Source organism: Martelella radicis (assembly GCF_014196625.1).
In the GTDB taxonomy this organism is placed as follows: Bacteria; Pseudomonadota; Alphaproteobacteria; order Rhizobiales; family Rhizobiaceae; genus Martelella; species Martelella radicis.
The window spans coordinates 252,828-267,868 of sequence record NZ_JACIDZ010000006.1; the positions used below are offsets into that span (position 1 = coordinate 252,828).

13 protein-coding genes are annotated in these 15,041 nt (G+C 59.9%); 5 read left to right on the plus strand and 8 right to left on the minus strand.

The genetic code is table 11. From position 1 onward, the window contains the following. Positions 1-94: 94 nt before the first annotated feature. Positions 95-712: a 30S ribosomal protein S4 gene (gene rpsD / locus GGR30_RS11235; RefSeq protein WP_138748460.1), complete on the minus strand. Its 618-nt coding sequence runs from the start codon at positions 710-712 to the stop codon at positions 95-97. A 296-nt stretch (positions 713-1,008) separates the two neighbouring features. Here rpsD and GGR30_RS11240 point away from each other — a divergent pair, with 296 nt between their 5' ends. Next, complete coding sequence (locus GGR30_RS11240; RefSeq protein WP_183486236.1) at positions 1,009-1,836, plus strand: inositol monophosphatase family protein; 828 nt, start codon at positions 1,009-1,011, stop codon at positions 1,834-1,836. A 103-nt stretch (positions 1,837-1,939) separates the two neighbouring features. Continuing rightward, on the plus strand, positions 1,940-2,659 hold the full coding sequence (locus tag GGR30_RS11245) for a DUF899 family protein (protein WP_183486238.1): 720 nt from the start codon (positions 1,940-1,942) through the stop codon (positions 2,657-2,659). A 21-nt stretch (positions 2,660-2,680) separates the two neighbouring features. On the opposite strand, the gene GGR30_RS11250 is transcribed toward GGR30_RS11245, so the two are convergent. From GGR30_RS11250 to GGR30_RS11275, 6 genes are all read right to left on the minus strand, one after another. Next, positions 2,681-3,886, minus strand: coding sequence for a multidrug effflux MFS transporter (locus GGR30_RS11250; RefSeq protein WP_246413773.1), 1,206 nt, complete (start codon positions 3,884-3,886; stop codon positions 2,681-2,683). Positions 3,887-4,079: 193 nt separating this feature from the next. Beyond that, positions 4,080-5,330: a multidrug effflux MFS transporter gene (locus GGR30_RS11255; RefSeq protein WP_343066494.1), complete on the minus strand. Its 1,251-nt coding sequence runs from the start codon at positions 5,328-5,330 to the stop codon at positions 4,080-4,082. Between the two features lie 135 nt (positions 5,331-5,465). Beyond that, positions 5,466-5,801: a Grx4 family monothiol glutaredoxin gene (gene grxD, locus GGR30_RS11260; RefSeq protein ID WP_183486241.1), complete on the minus strand. Its 336-nt coding sequence runs from the start codon at positions 5,799-5,801 to the stop codon at positions 5,466-5,468. Between the two features lie 153 nt (positions 5,802-5,954). After that, the gene (locus GGR30_RS11265; protein ID WP_036237030.1) at positions 5,955-6,188 is read right to left on the minus strand and encodes a BolA/IbaG family iron-sulfur metabolism protein; all 234 of its coding nucleotides are present in this window, start codon (positions 6,186-6,188) and stop codon (positions 5,955-5,957) included. A 2-nt stretch (positions 6,189-6,190) separates the two neighbouring features. Then, entirely contained in the window at positions 6,191-8,452 is a 2,262-nt protein-coding gene (gene purL, locus GGR30_RS11270) for a phosphoribosylformylglycinamidine synthase subunit PurL (RefSeq protein WP_183486242.1), read from the minus strand. Positions 8,453-8,566: 114 nt separating this feature from the next. Then, entirely contained in the window at positions 8,567-10,021 is a 1,455-nt protein-coding gene (locus tag GGR30_RS11275) for a TrkH family potassium uptake protein (protein ID WP_183486243.1), read from the minus strand. A 104-nt stretch (positions 10,022-10,125) separates the two neighbouring features. Here GGR30_RS11275 and ilvA point away from each other — a divergent pair, with 104 nt between their 5' ends. The 3 genes from ilvA to GGR30_RS11290 all read left to right on the plus strand — a co-directional run bounded on the left by ilvA (position 10,126) and on the right by GGR30_RS11290 (position 13,498). After that, complete coding sequence (gene ilvA, locus GGR30_RS11280; RefSeq protein ID WP_183486244.1) at positions 10,126-11,376, plus strand: threonine ammonia-lyase; 1,251 nt, start codon at positions 10,126-10,128, stop codon at positions 11,374-11,376. Between the two features lie 96 nt (positions 11,377-11,472). Next, positions 11,473-11,793: an HlyU family transcriptional regulator gene (locus tag GGR30_RS11285; protein WP_183486245.1), complete on the plus strand. Its 321-nt coding sequence runs from the start codon at positions 11,473-11,475 to the stop codon at positions 11,791-11,793. Between the two features lie 781 nt (positions 11,794-12,574). Next, the gene (locus GGR30_RS11290; RefSeq protein WP_183486246.1) at positions 12,575-13,498 is read left to right on the plus strand and encodes an IS110 family transposase; all 924 of its coding nucleotides are present in this window, start codon (positions 12,575-12,577) and stop codon (positions 13,496-13,498) included. Positions 13,499-14,441: 943 nt separating this feature from the next. On the opposite strand, the gene GGR30_RS11295 is transcribed toward GGR30_RS11290, so the two are convergent. Further along, positions 14,442-15,041 (minus strand): hypothetical protein (locus tag GGR30_RS11295; protein ID WP_210288010.1); only part of this gene is annotated, 600 nt, incomplete at its 5' end.

Genomic DNA, 15,041 nt, shown 5'->3' on the forward strand with positions numbered 1-15,041 from the left:
ATTTGATGCCTACACTAACCGCAACATGCACCAGACAAAAGAAAAGCCGCCCCGGTGGAGCGGCTTTTCGCGATACAAATCCGCGTGAAAAAAATCAGCGCGAATAGAACTCGACGACGAGGTTCGGTTCCATGATGACCGGGTAGGGGATATCGGCGAGAGCCGGAACCCGTACGTAGGTCGCAACCATCTTGGAATGATCGGCATCGATATATTCCGGAACGTCGCGCTCGGCGAGCTGGGTTGCCTCGAGAACGCTGGCGAGCTGCTTGGAGCGCTCGCGAACCTCGATGACGTCGCCCGGCTGGCAGCGGTAGGAACCGATGTTGACCTTGGTGCCGTTGACCGTGACGTGGCCGTGGTTGACGAACTGACGGGCAGCAAAGACCGTCGGAACGAACTTGGCGCGGTAGACGATCGCGTCGAGGCGGCTTTCCAGGAGGCCGACCAGGTTTTCACCGGTGTCGCCCTTGCGGCGGTTGGCTTCCTCGAAGATGGCCAGGAACTGCTTTTCGCGCAGTTCGCCGTAATAGCCCTTCAGCTTCTGCTTGGCGCGCAGCTGCACGCCGAAGTCGGAGAGCTTGCCCTTGCGGCGCTGGCCGTGCTGGCCGGGGCCGTATTCGCGGCGATTGACCGGGGACTTCGGACGGCCCCAGATGTTTTCGCCCATACGGCGGTCAATTTTATGCTTGGACGATTCGCGCTTGCTCATCGTATTTCCTTTAAGTCATAACAAAAGAACCGGCTTGGCCGGCTCCAAGGAAACACGCCCTCCTTTGGTTCCTCCCAACGGGAAGATCCTGACAGGTTTTCGCGGAAAAAAGCGCCCGGAAAACCACGGGACATGTCGGTGAAACATCGGCCCAGGGCCGTTGTTGGCGCGGAAATAGTCGGGTTTTGCCCAAAAGTCAACGACAAAGCGTGGCGCTTTGGCCCTCCGGCCATGGACTTTGCGGGCTCGGGCGTGATTTAACCGGTGTCAGTTTCATTCCAAAGGGATTTCAGCAGATGAATTTGACTTCCGAAACGCTCGACGCCATCGCCGGGCTGATGCGCGACGCCGCAAAGCAGGAGATCCTGCCGCGCTTTCGCAAGCTGGGCGACGAGGATGTGGCGGAAAAGACCGAGGCTAGCGACCTCGTCACCATTGCCGATACCGCAGCGGAACGGGTGATCAAGGCCGGCATCGAGAAGATCCTGCCCGAAGCCGTCTTCATCGGCGAGGAGGGCGTTGCCGCCGATCCGTCGCTGCTTGCCAAGCTGAAGGATGCCGAGCTTGCCGTGGTCGTCGACCCGATCGACGGCACGTTCAACTTCGCCCATGGCATTTCCGCCTATGGCGTCATGGTCGCGGTCGTCTCCCGAGGGGAGACGGTGGCCGGGCTGATCTATGACCCGATGGGCGACGACTTCATGATCGCGGAAAAGGGCGGCGGCACATGGCTGAAGCGGGCCGACGGTTCGTCGAGCCGGATGAAGGTCGCCGCTCCCGTCGCGCTTCCGGAAATGCTTGGCACCGCCTCCGTCGCCTTCATGCCGAATGAAAAACGGGCCAAGCTTTTGGCGAACACCGTGAAGCTACGCTTTGCCGCAAGCTATCGCTGCGCGGCGGTGGAATACCGCGCCTTTGCCGCAGGCGGCCTGCATTTCATCACCTATTTCAAGCTGATGCCCTGGGACCATCTTGCCGGCGTGCTGATCGGCCAGGAGGCCGGCGGCTACATAGCCCGCTATGACGGCTCGCCCTACCGCCCCGACCACCTCGACGGCGGCATTCTTGGCGCGCCGGACGAGGAGAGCTGGCGGGAACTGCGGGAGAAGGTCTTCACGCTTTAGCAAATATCGATCCGCCTGGTCCGGTGTATCGCGAAAGCATTGCTAAACGGCATATTTTATGTTGATATCAACGTAAAATATGCTCTTGCGAGGAGGTCCAGAAATGACTGATGGATTGATACCTGCCGAGGAACTGGCGGGCAGAAACAAGGCGCGCTTCCCGAACGAGAGCGAAGCTTATCGCGAGGCGCGCAATGCGCTTCTGGTGGAGGAAATCAGGCTGAGGCGTCAAAACGAGGCCGTCGCGGCGCTGCGCCGGCAATTGCCGCCAGGCGGCGAGGTTCCGCGCGACTATCCCTTTGTCGGTCCGTCGGGGGAGGAGACCCTTTCCAGTCTGTTCGGCGACAAGGACACGCTGGTCATCTACAGTTTCATGTTCGGGCCGCAGCGCCAGGCGCCGTGCCCCATGTGCACCTCGCTGATCGCCTCCTGGGAGGGCAAGATCGATGACTTCCGGCAGCGCGTCAGCGTCGCCGTCGTCGCGCGCTCGCCGATCGAACGGCTGCTGCAATGGAAGATCGACCGAGGCTGGAAGCAGATCCCGTTCTATTCGGATACGGAAGGGGCCTACACGCGCACCTATGTCAGCGCCGAGGATGCGGACCAGCCGGGCTTCGCCGTGTTCACCCGCCGTGACGGAACGATCCGTCATTTCTGGAGCGAGGAAATGACCAATGATATGGCCGATCCCGGCCAGGACCCGCGCGGGGCCGACGAGATGGACCCGCTCTGGGTCCTGCTCGACCTGACGCCCGAAGGCAGGGGAGCGGACTGGTATCCGAGCCTCTCCTATTGCGGCTGTTCCGCTAGGGACAAGAGCTAGCGGCGATGGTTGCGGATCGCCTCAGACCTCGGGGTTCTGGGGTCTGAACAGCTTTCCGCGCTCGGCGATCACGGTTGCGATGCAGGCGCAGATCGCAAAGGTGAAGAAACCGGCGATCAGCGGCGTCGTGGTGCCGTTGAAGGATTGGCCCACCAGCGAACCGATCAGCGCCGAACCGGCCGTACTGGTAAAGCCCAGCACCGATGAGCCGATGCCGGCGATATGGCCGAGCGGCTCCATCGCCATGGAATTGAAATTCGCGCCGAGAATGCCGAATTGCAGCCAGGCAAGACAGAACATCAGATAGAACAGCCAGAACGGCATGACCCCGTCATAGGCAAGGTCGAGCGCGAGCCAGATGCCGATCACCGAGGTGAAGATGATGAGGCCTGCCTGCGACAGCCGCCGCATGCCGAAGCGTCCGACGAGGCGCGAATTCAGGAGCGCCGAAAAGGACATGATGATCCCGAGGCCGGCAAAGGCGACCGGAAACAGCTTTCCGAGATCGAAGATGCCGATATAGATCTGCTGGGCCGAGGTGATGTAGCCGAACATGCAGGCCTGGATGAAGGTGGTGGCCAGGATGTAGAACGCTGCCGTGCGGTTGCGAAGCACCATCATGAAGCCGCCGGCAATGGAGGCCACGTTGAAGGGCCGCCTGTCGGCCGGATTGAGCGATTCGGGCAGCCGCATCAGCGCCCAGACGAACATGCAGGCGGAAAACAGCGCCAGGAAGATGAAGATCAGGTGCCATTCGCCGGCAAGAAGGATGGTCTGGCCGATGGACGGCGCCAGGATCGGGATGATCATGAACACCATCATGATCAGCGACATCACCTCCGCCATCATTCGCCCGCCATAGAGGTCGCGGATGATCGAGATCGAGATCACGCGGGTGGCGGCCGAGCCTGCGCCCTGGACGAAGCGGGCAAGAAGCATCAGCGCAAAGCTGGGAACGAAAGCCGCAAATACCGAGGTCACGAGGTAAAGCGCAAGGCCGGCGAGAAGCGGCGCCTTGCGACCGAATCGGTCGGAAAGCGGGCCGAACAGAAGCTGCGCGCAGCCCATGCCGAGAACATAAGCGGTGACGATGAACTGGCGGCGGTTCTCTTCATCGACGCCGAGGCTGGCGCCGATCTGCTGCAGACCGGGCAGCATGATGTCGATGGCCAGCGCGTTGAGCGCCATCAATAGCGCCATCATGGTGACGAGCTCCCATTTGGGCAGCGGGTTGGTCACCGGGGCGGAGTGGGGTGCATGTATCACGGGGAGGGACTTTCGGGGCATGTGCCCGGTCCCCTCGGGGACCGGGTATGGGAGCGTCTTAGGGGCCTTTCTACAGGCCCGACGGCTCTGTCCGTTGTCCTGGCGCAATCGCGGCTGAAAAAAGTTCTTCAGTTCCGCAATCGCGCAAGCGACATCAGACTTCGGGGTTATGCGGCTGCATCAGCTTGCCTTTTTCCGCAATCAGCGTGAAGCCGAGGGCGACAAGGCCGAAGATGAAGAAACCGGCGATCATTGGCGTCGTGGTGCCGTTGAAGGATAGACCGATCATCGCGCCGAGCATCGCCGAGCCTGCCGTGCTGGCAAAGCCGAGGATGGAAGAGGCAGCGCCCGCCACATGGCCAAGCGGCTCCATCGCCAGCGCGTTGAAGTTGGGCGCGATCCAGCCGAACTGGAACCAGGCAATGGCGAAGATGACGTAGAAGACGAAGAACGGCATGGCGCCGGCAAAGATCAGGTCGATCGCCAGCCAGACGCCGTTGGTCACAACGAAGCCGATCAGCGCGCCGTGCGAAAGCCTGCGCATGCCGATCCTGCCGACGATCCGGGAGTTGGCGAGCGAGGAGGCGGCCATGATGATGCCGATCCCGGCAAAGGCGAGCGGAAACAGCGTGCCGAGCCCGTAAATGTCGACATAGACCTGCTGTGCCGAGGTCACGAAGCCGAAGATGCAGGCCATGATGAAGGTGGTTGCCAGCGTGTAGAACAGCGCAACGCGATTGCTCAGAACGTAAGCGAAGCTGTGAAGGACCGCTTTCGGCGTCAGCTGGATCACGTCTTCCGGGTGCTGGGTTTCCGGCAGGCGGAAGGTCACCCAGAGGAAATTGCCGAGCGCGGCCAGTCCGAGGAAGACGAAGACCAGGTGCCAGTCGCCGAACAGCATGATCGTCTGGCCGATCGACGGCGCGATCACCGGGATGATCATGAACACCATCATGATCAGCGACATGATCTCGGCCATCTTGCGGCCGCCGTAAAGGTCGCGCACGATCGCCACGGAGATGACGCGGGTTGCCGCCGCGCCGAGGCCCTGGAAGAACCGCACGGCGAGCATCATGGCAAAGCTCGGTACGAAGGCACAGAAAACCGCGCCGATGAAATAGATCACAAGGCCGACGAGCAGAGGCATCTTGCGCCCGAAACGGTCGGCGAGAGGGCCATAGGCAAGCTGCGCCACGCCGAAGCCGAGGACATAGGCGGTGATGATGAACTGGTGCTGGTTTTCCGCCTCGACGCCGAGGCTGGCGCCGATCTGCTTGAGCCCGGGCAGCATGATGTCGATGGCGAGCGCGTTGAGCGCCATCAGCCCCGCCATCATCGCGACCAGTTCCCATTTGCCGGGCGCCTTGCGCACCAGTGGGCCCGCACTTTGTAATGTTTCTGTCACAACGAATATTCCTGAAAGCAAAATAAGGCGCCGCATGCGCGACGCCCGTTCCTGAAGGTCTGCAAAATGCTGGCGGACAGCCGCGTCAATGCGCCTGCCCGCCGGGATAAATCCTGCCGGTTCGCCGGGTTCGGCTTACGCCGCGCCGCGCACCGCCACGCCCTTGGAGGACAGATGTTCCTGCAATTCACCGGCCTGGAACATCTCGCGCACGATATCGCAGCCGCCGACGAATTCGCCCTTCACGTAAAGCTGGGGAATGGTCGGCCAGTTGGAATAATCCTTGATTCCCTGGCGCAGGTCGCCGTCGGCCAGCACATTGATGCCTTTGTAGTCGACGCCGAGATAGTCGAGAATCTGCACGACCTGTCCGGAGAAACCACACTGCGGAAACTGCGGGGTTCCCTTCATGAAGACGACGACGTCGTTCTCGTCGACTTCGCTCTTGATGTAGGTGTTGATGTCACTCATGGGCAATCCTTTCACATACGGGTTCAAGGTCCGTAGCGTTTATTTGCTTTCAGCATATAATCGATTGATTGACAACCGCCAAGTCCAAACCAGATGAAACAAGGCAAAAATCAATCCTGGCCGGTCCTCGTCGCACGAGGCCGCAAGCCCCGCCTATTGCGGAGCGGACGTCTGCAGGGCAAGCGCGTGCAGCACGCCGCCCATATTACCCTTCAGGGCATCATAGACCATCTGGTGCTGCTGCACCCTGGTCTTTCCCCTGAAGCTTTCCGACACGACCTCGGCGGCGAAATGGTCGCCGTCACCCGCCAGATCCCTGATCGTGACCGTGGCGTCGGGAATGGCTGCCTTGATCATGTCTTCGATTTCGCCCGCGCTCATTGCCATGTTCAGTGCTCCTCGCTTGATGCCGGTTCTTCCGCCGACGGGCCGTTGCCGCTCGAAGCGGCCATGAATTGAGGGAACCACATTTCGTGGGTCTCGCGCAACTCCCCGACCGAAACGGAAATCAGGTCGTCGATCACGAGCGCGTCACCCTCGACCTTCCCGAGGCGGCGGAACTGCACGCCGCTGCCTTCGGCCGATGCGCAGACGAAATTGCCGTATTCGGCGGGAACCGTGATCACGTAGCGGGCCTGGTCCTCGCCGAACAGCAGGGCGTGCGGCATGCCGCGCGCCTGCTCGACGCTCAGCTTCATGCCCTTGCCCGCCGCCATGCACATTTCGGCAAGCGCGACGGCGAGGCCGCCGGCGGAAATGTCGTGGCAGGCAGTGATCTGGCCGTTATTGATGGCCGAGCGGACGAAATTGCCATTGCGGCGCTCGACATAGAGATCGACGGCAGGCGCCGGGCCATCAATGAGACCGAGCACGTCGCGCATATAGGCGGTCGCGCCGAGATGATCGCCGTCCGGGCCGATAAGAATCACATGATCGCCTTCAGAAAGGGAGCCGACGCGCGCCATCTTTCGCCAGTCGGAAATCAACCCGACGCCGCCGATGGTGGGCGTCGGAAGGATCGCCTCGCCATTGGTCTCGTTGTAGAGCGAGACATTGCCGGAAACGATGGGGAAATCGAGAATGCGGCAAGCCTCGCCGATGCCCTCGATCGCCTTGACGAACTGGCCCATGATTTCCGGTTTTTCCGGATTGCCGAAATTGAGATTGTCGGTTGCCGCCAGCGGCTCGGCTCCTGTCGCGGTAATGTTGCGCCAGCATTCGGCCACCGCCTGCTTGCCGCCCTCGAAGGGATCAGCCTCGACATAATGCGGGGTCACGTCGCAGGAAAAGGCGAGCGCCTTGACCGGATGGCCGTCGACGCGCACGACGCCGGCATCGCCGCCCGGGATCTGCAGGGAATTGCCCTGGATCAGCGTGTCATACTGCTCATAGACCCAGCGCCGGCTCGACTGGTTGGGTCCGCCGATGAGTTTCAGAAGAGCGACGCCGTAGTCGTTCGGCGCCTCGACGAGATGGGCCGGCAGCTCGCCGCGCGTATCGGGCTCGCGCCAGGGGCGGTCATATTCCGGCGCCTCGTCGCCCAGCTCCTTGATCGGCAGATTGGCAACCTCTTCGCCCTGGTGCAGCACGCGGAACCTGAGATCGTCGGTGGTCTTGCCGACGATGGCGAAATCGAGGCCCCATTTGCGGAAGATCGCCTCGGCTTCCTCTTCCTTTTCCGGATCGAGCACCATGAGCATGCGCTCCTGGCTTTCCGAAAGCATCATCTCGTAGGCCGTCATCTCCGTCTCGCGCACCGGCACGCGGTCGAGATCGAGTTCGACGCCGAGATTGCCCTTGGCCCCCATCTCGACGGCCGAACACGTAAGCCCCGCAGCCCCCATGTCCTGGATCGCGATCACCGCGCCGGTCTGCATCAGTTCCATGCAGGCCTCCAGCAGGCATTTTTCGGTGAAGGGGTCGCCGACCTGAACCGTCGGGCGCTTTTCCTCGATATCCTCGTCGAATTCGGCGGATGCCATGGTCGCGCCGCCAACCCCGTCACGGCCGGTCTTCGCGCCGAGATAGACGACCGGAAGGCCGACGCCCTTGGCCTCGGAATAGAAGATCGCGTCAGACCGCGCGATGCCGGCGGCAAAGGCGTTGACCAGATTGTTGCCGTTGTAGCGGGCGTCGAATTCGACTTCGCCGCCGACCGTCGGCACGCCGAAGGAATTGCCGTAGCCGCCGACGCCGGCAACAACGCCGGACACCAGATGGCGGGTCTTGGGATGGTCCGGCGCGCCGAAACGCAGCGCATTCATCGCCGCCACCGGACGGGCGCCCATGGTGAAGATATCGCGCAGGATGCCGCCGACCCCGGTCGCAGCCCCCTGATAGGGCTCGATATAGGAGGGGTGGTTGTGGCTCTCCATCTTGAAGACGACGCAATCGCCGTCGTCGATGTCGACGATGCCGGCATTTTCGCCAGGCCCCTGGATCACCCGCCGCCCGGTGGTCGGCAGCGTCCTCAGCCAGCGTTTGGATGATTTGTAGGAGCAGTGCTCGTTCCACATCGCGGAGAAGATGCCGAGTTCGGTGAAGGTCGGCTCGCGGCCGATGAGTTCCAGAACCCGCTCATATTCGTCCGGCTTCAGTCCATGGGCTTCGACGAGTTCAGGGGTGATCGCCTGAGTGTTGGAAAGTGTCATGAGACAAGAGCATCCCGCATTGGTGTTCGAGGTTCGGCGCTTTTCGCCATTCATTAAAGCGGTTCACACCGAAATGGAAGCTTCTCAGCCGCCCCCGCACGGTTTTCCGCCACGTCAGCCGCGCCAGTACATCGGCATCAGAATGACGGCGACGGTGAGGATTTCCAGGCGGCCGAGCAGCATCATTATGGAAAGGAGGTAAAGCTCCGGATCGGCGAAGGTCGAGAAATTGCCGGACGGGCCGATGATGTTGCCGAGCCCCGGACCGACATTCGAAAGCGCGGTCAGCACCGCGGAAGTCGCCGTGATCAGGTCATAGCCGAAGGCGGCCATGGCGAGGCTGCCGAAGGCCCATAGCAGAATATAGGCAGTAAAGAACATCGACACGGCGCGCTGCGTTTCCGAATCGACGCTCAAACGGCCGTAGCGGATCGAGTAGACGGCATTCGGATAGATCAGCTTCTTCATGCCGGTGGACAGCATGTTGTAGAGAATCAGGAAACGATAGGCCTTGATGCCGCCGGCCGTCGAGCCCGAGCACCCGCCCATGAAGGTGAGGAAGAAGACCATCACCACGGCGAAGGCCCCCCAGGCAGTGTAGTCCGTGCTGGCAAAGCCCGTGGTTGACAGGATCGAGGATACGTTGAACAGCGACTGGACCAGAGCACTCACGAAATCCATCTGCCCGTCCAGACTGATATAGAGCGCCAGAACGAAGGCTGCGATCGCCAGATAGGACAAGAACAGGATGATCTGCGGATCTCTCAGCGTATCCAGCCGGCCGCGAACTACGAACAGGATCAGGATCGAGAACGGCAGGCTGCACAGCGTCATGAAGAAGGTGGAGATCAGCAGCAGCGATGGATTGTCGAAATAGCCGAATGAACTGTCATGGGTCGAGAACCCGCCGGTTGCCACCGTCGTCAGCGCATGGTTGATGGCGTCGAAATGCGACATGCCGGCAAGGTCGTAGGACACTGCGCAGGCGATTGTGATCCCCACATAAATCGCCAGAAAGGCTCTGGTGAAGCTTGCCATGCGGGCAAATGGCTTGTCGCTCGTATCTGATGATTCCATCTTGAAGAAGGCCATGCCGCCGATGCGCAGGAACGGCAGGATGAAGAGGCCGAGCGCGACGATGCCGATGCCGCCCATCCACTGTAGCAGCGAGCGCCAGAGCAGAAGGCCGGGCGCGGAATGGTCGAGTCCTGTCAGGACGGTGGATCCCGTGGTGGTGATGGCGGAGACGGCCTCGAAAAGCGCCTGGGCGAAGGTGAGGTCCTCGCGGGCCAGATAGATCGGGATCGAGCCGACAACCGCGAAGGTCATCCACAGGAGATTGACGAGGAAGAAGCCGAGCCGGCGGCTGAAGGGCGGCGGGTTGCCGCGCATGGCAACAGCCGTGACAAGGCTGGTGCCGCCGACCATGAAGCCGCAAATGGCGAAGACCTGCCAGTCGTCATTGGCATAGTAGAGGTCGGCCATGGCCGGCACGAACATCGCGGCGGCAAGGTAGATCCCGCAAATGGCCGCGATATAGAAGGCTGACCGCAAAAGAGTGGCGTTCAAGGAGACCGTACCCTGTCATACTCAGTGTCACGAGCGGGGTTTTTCCAAACCCGTGATCTATGCCATAGCGGTGTAGCGGCACAAACTCAATGGGAAGCAGAACAATGCGCGATGAAGTCAGAGAAGCGACCACGGCCTTAAGGCAATTGTTCGAGCCGACGCCGCTGCAGCGCAATGCCCACCTGAGCGCGCAGTTCGGTGCCGAAATCTATCTCAAGCGCGAGGATCTGACGCCGGTGCGCTCCTACAAATTGCGCGGCGCGTTCAACTTCATGCGCAAGCGCATGGCGGAAGGCGGCGGAGACAAGGTGTTCGCCTGCGCATCCGCTGGCAATCATGCGCAGGGCTTTGCCTATTGCTGCAGCCATTTCGGGGTTGAGGGTGTGGTCTTCATGCCGGTGACGACGCCGCAGCAGAAGATCGACAAGACGCGCATCTTCGGGGCGGGCCATATCCGCATCGAACTCGTCGGCGATATTTTCGACGTTTGCTACGCCGCCGCGCGCGCCTTTGTCGAGGAAAATGACGGCGTGATGGTGCCGCCCTTCGACGATCCCGACATCATCGAGGGACAGGCGAGCGTTGCCGCCGAGATCGAGGATGCCTGGCCGGAGGAGGGCGGGCTGCCGGACCTGATCGTGATGCCGGTCGGCGGCGGCGGGCTTTCTGCCGGTATTACCGGCTATTTTGGCGGACGGCTGGATGACGCCGCCTTTCTCTTCGCCGAGCCCGCCGGCGCGCCGAGCCTCAGGCGCTCGCTCGAGGCGGGCGAAATCGTGACGCTGGAGGAGGTCGACAATTTCGTCGACGGCGCCGCCGTCGCCCGGATCGGCGATGCCAATTTCGCGGCGCTCCGCCGGTTTTCGCCCGAACAGGTGATGCTGGTGCCGGAAAACGCGATCTGCGCGACAATGACCGAGATGCTGAATGTCGAAGGCGTCGTGCTCGAGCCCGCCGGCGCGCTGGCGCTGACGGCGCTTTCCATGCTGCCGGCGGAGAAGGTACGCGGCCGCAGGATCGTGGTTCTCGTCTCCGGCGGCAATTTCGATTTCGACCGCCTGCCCGACGTCAAGGAGCGGGCGATGCGTTATGCGGGCCTGAAGAAGTATTTCATCCTGCGCCTGCCGCAGCGCCCCGGCGCGCTCAAGGATTTCCTCAACCTTCTCGGCCCGCAGGACGATATCGCCCGTTTCGAATATCTGAAGAAATCGGCGCGCAATTTCGGTTCGATCCTGATCGGCATCGAAACCGCGAAGCCGGAAAATTTCGCCGCCCTGTTTGAAAAGATGAGCGAAAGCGGCCTCAAATATCAGGATATCACGGAAAACGAGATCCTGGCCAACCTGATCATCTGATTGTGGCAGGAAGCTTTGTCACGGCCCAAAGGCGTGGGTAAGACTGGCGAAACCCGGTTCGATCGGTTAAGAACGCCTAAAAAGGGAGTTTGTTTTATGGCATCGTTTTTCTCGAAGCTCGGTTCTCTGTTTTCCGGCGGCGGCGGCGGTCAGGAGAACGAGCAGGCCGTCAAGTCGATCGTTCACGAGGATTGCATCATCTTTGCCGAGCCGGTGAAGGAAGGGGCGCAATATCGCCTTCAGGGTCGCATCGAAAAGGAAGTGGGCGAGGAGACGCTGGTGCGCACATTCATCCGCGCAGACCTGTTTGCCTCTCAGGACGAAGCCATCGAATGGAGCCTTAAGAAAGGCAAGCAGATCGTCGACCAGAACGGCAGGTCGCTGTTTTCCGACGGTGAAAAACACCGTACGGCCTGACCCTCACGAACTCCGCTTCTTGGCGTTTGCCAGGGGACATGACGCCACAAGGCCGCGATAACCTCACTGGCTGTCGTGCGGAGCCGCCCGGCTAGGGCAGGCCGCTACCGTGATTCTTTTCTTGCTGCATCGTATCCGGGGAACTTCGGTTTCCCTGTGGCCGCCTTCCGCTGCGGCATGCTCTGTTTCGTTTACTTGCTGAGGCGCGGCGGAGCAAAGCCGTGCCGCGTGTAGATGGTTTGCCGGGAGCTAACAATGATGGCCGGTGCCGGTTGGGGCGAGCGGCCATGACCTCTGTGAGGCCCTTCAAGGCTCCCATACGGCAAAAATTCAAGAGAAACGGATGGGGCGGTTTTCACAGCATTTGCACCGCTTCGACTGATGTCAGACGCATCAGGCATGGTCCACGGCTCCCCCTCATCCTCTCCGGCTTCATTTTGTCACCAAGAAGCACAAAAGTCATAAGACAAGCATTCCCGCTTTTCTCCGAATCGCGAAATCGCTCTATCTCCTTGTTTCCTTTGCGTTTCAGGACGGAGAACCGGTATCCGCTTCTCCTGGAAACGCTCGTCTTATGCTTTTCCCGGCTTCTCTGCGAAGGTGGAGCCACTGCTGCCGCCGCTGACGGCAGGCCGTGGCGGTGGTCGGATCGCGAACGGCTTGGCCAAGGCGTTTGAAGCCCATGGACCGTTCTAGAGTATGATCGTCCACCGTCTTCGCATGAGGTCTGAACGGATACGCAGCAGCCACGCTCTGCATGACAAGCAAAGGCAGCGCGAAGATGATGAAGGATGGCATCAATATCTCAAAAGCCCATCTGGACGTTTGCCGCCCAGCGACCGCTCAGACGGCCCGGTTTGAAAACGCGACGGCGGGGTTGACTGCATTCAAACGCTGGATCGGTTCAACCCAGCTCGATCTGGTGGTCTACGAGGCGACAGGAGCTTATCATGGCTTGCTTGAGAAGCGCGGCTCCGGCCATCTGCCCTTGGTGAAGGTCAACCCGTTACAGGCCCGCCGTTTTGCCCAGGCCCGTGGCACCCGCGCCAAGACCGATGCTGTTGACGCGCGCGTGCTGGCTTTGATGGGCGAGGCGCTGGGTCTGCAACCTGACATTCCTGCCAGCGAAGATTACCATGATCTCAAGCAGTTGCGGGTTGCCCGTACCTCTATGATCAAGGCGCATCAGCGGCTGAAGAACCGGATCAACACCCAGACGCTCTGTCTGCTCAGACGCCAGGCGAAAGCACAGCTGGCCCTGCTCGACAGGCAGCTTGAAGCCATCGACGCCGAGATCACCGACAGGCTGTCACAAGATCAGGCCCGCGCGCTGGACATCCTCCAGTCCATTCCGGGTCTCGGGGCCGTCGTTGCAGCCACCATCCTCAGCGAGTGTCCGCAGATCGGCACCATGGACTGCAAGCAAACCGCCAGTCTTGCCGGCCTCGCCCCCATGACACGCCAATCGGGCCAATGGCGCGGCAAGGCTTTCATTCAGGGCGGACGCAAATTCCTGTGCGACGCGCTTTACATGCCCGCACTCGTCGCAATCCGGTTCAATCCGGACATGAAGCAGAAATACGATGCGATGCGCCAAGCCGGGAAGCCAGCCAAAGTCGCAATAATTGCTAGAATGAGGAAGCTCATCGAACGCGCAAACACCCCCAGAAAGCAGGACAGAAAACGGGCACCAAAACACGCTTGAGAAAAACGGATACTCCAGACGGCGCGACCGCCTCCTGATCAAGGTTCAAAATCGAGATGACGTTCATCCCGGCGATTGCAGGCGCGGTGAAACGGAACGGAATTTCGGAAATAATACCGGCTCGGCGGTCTTGCGAAAGGCGCCTACAATACTTCCATCATGCGAGCCGGCGCTGTGGGTCGCTACATGTGAAAGATCAGCAAATAGCTGGTCAGTATGGCGATCCCGAAAAAGGATATCCATACGGGCATGTTGAACGGTGCCGCGGCTGGCACCTGCGTATGCCGTTCCTTCTCGACAGTGCTTCCGCTGTGTGTCTCCAGCGCAGCGAGATTGTAACTGCCGCAGCGACGGCAAACACGCCCAGTATCCTGCACCATCATACAGTCGGTACACTTATAGTGAGCCATCTTCGGTTCCTCTCCCGATCTCCTAAAAGTATAGACTTGAATGGCAGCGCAATCAAGAACTTGTACTAATGTAATTTATCGTTAACGTTGAGAAGATCTAGGGAGGGCGGCGTTGTTTTTCTTGATTGGGCAATGCAGCGAAAGTATCGCTGCTAAGCGGTTGATTCACTATCCTTCTACGCGTTTCGGCCTGTCGATAAAGACGCAGCGCAGCAAGACGTGAAAACGACGAAGAGTTCGCCATCTCCGACGGTCGATATCCGTAATAATCGTTTGAATTCAATCGCTAACGACGCGACCTGCATCCAGAGCGGAAAGTAAGCAAATTTGAAGGAAGAAAAATGGTGGGCGATGAGAGGCTCGAAAGCCAACCCTGTCCTGCCTTCATGCTCTCATGTTTGGCCAGCAAGTGACTGAAATTGTGGTCAAAATAGAGGGCGGCGCTAAGCCGTTCCCGCTAACTGCGTAACAGCTATTTCGTAGCAGTGTTTCCGTGATGGTTCAAGCTGCATCTTAGAGTTCTCTCGGTGAGGTTACGGGGTGAGACCATTTTTAGAAACAAGCCCTTTGCGTTTAAACTCAGCATTGATTCTTGCTATTTCGTTTGCCCGGCGATCTGCTTCCGCTTCCAGCTCTCGGAGTTTTTGCAAACTGACTGGAAATAGCGGGGGAAGTGCTGATGGTGTCCCTCTGAGAAAGTCGGGAGATTTGCCGCGTCGGAGAACGGTTGGATCGCCTGATACTCTATCAATTAAATTGGCTATCTGCTCCAATACCGAAGATGTATCAAATAACTGGTAAGCTCCAAGGGCTAGCATACCGTCTTGGCTCTTAGGCCCGTATCTACTGAAATGCTTCTGGTGCGAAGGATTAACAGCAAGAACGGCTATAGCCTGTTTCTGACTCAACTCCAAACCCAACTCTATGCATTTCCTTAGGCATTTTCTGAGGTTGTGGCCAAACTTGTTACCTTGGAGCTGGCTATCAGGGATGCCGTGATCCGTAAGGTATGCTTTAAGAGTTAGCTCGGTTGCCATTTGTTGATTGCCACTGAGAACTGACCCGGTGTGGCCTGATATTTCCATTGAGAATTGACCCATGTTCCAACCTTCCCTCGCATGTTTTGAGCGGGG

Bases quoted from the DNA above. Each gene is read 5' to 3' on its own strand.
- rpsD (WP_138748460.1), bottom strand. From the start codon at position 712: ATGAGCAAGCGCGAATCGTCCAAGCATAAAATTGACCGCCGTATGGGC.
- GGR30_RS11240 (WP_183486236.1), top strand. From the start codon at position 1,009: ATGAATTTGACTTCCGAAACGCTCGACGCCATCGCCGGGCTGATGCGC.
- GGR30_RS11245 (WP_183486238.1), top strand. From the start codon at position 1,940: ATGACTGATGGATTGATACCTGCCGAGGAACTGGCGGGCAGAAACAAG.
- grxD (WP_183486241.1), bottom strand. From the start codon at position 5,801: ATGAGTGACATCAACACCTACATCAAGAGCGAAGTCGACGAGAACGAC.
- GGR30_RS11265 (WP_036237030.1), bottom strand. From the start codon at position 6,188: ATGGCAATGAGCGCGGGCGAAATCGAAGACATGATCAAGGCAGCCATT.
- purL (WP_183486242.1), bottom strand. From the start codon at position 8,452: ATGACACTTTCCAACACTCAGGCGATCACCCCTGAACTCGTCGAAGCC.
- ilvA (WP_183486244.1), top strand. From the start codon at position 10,126: ATGCGCGATGAAGTCAGAGAAGCGACCACGGCCTTAAGGCAATTGTTC.
- GGR30_RS11285 (WP_183486245.1), top strand. From the start codon at position 11,473: ATGGCATCGTTTTTCTCGAAGCTCGGTTCTCTGTTTTCCGGCGGCGGC.
- GGR30_RS11290 (WP_183486246.1), top strand. From the start codon at position 12,575: ATGATGAAGGATGGCATCAATATCTCAAAAGCCCATCTGGACGTTTGC.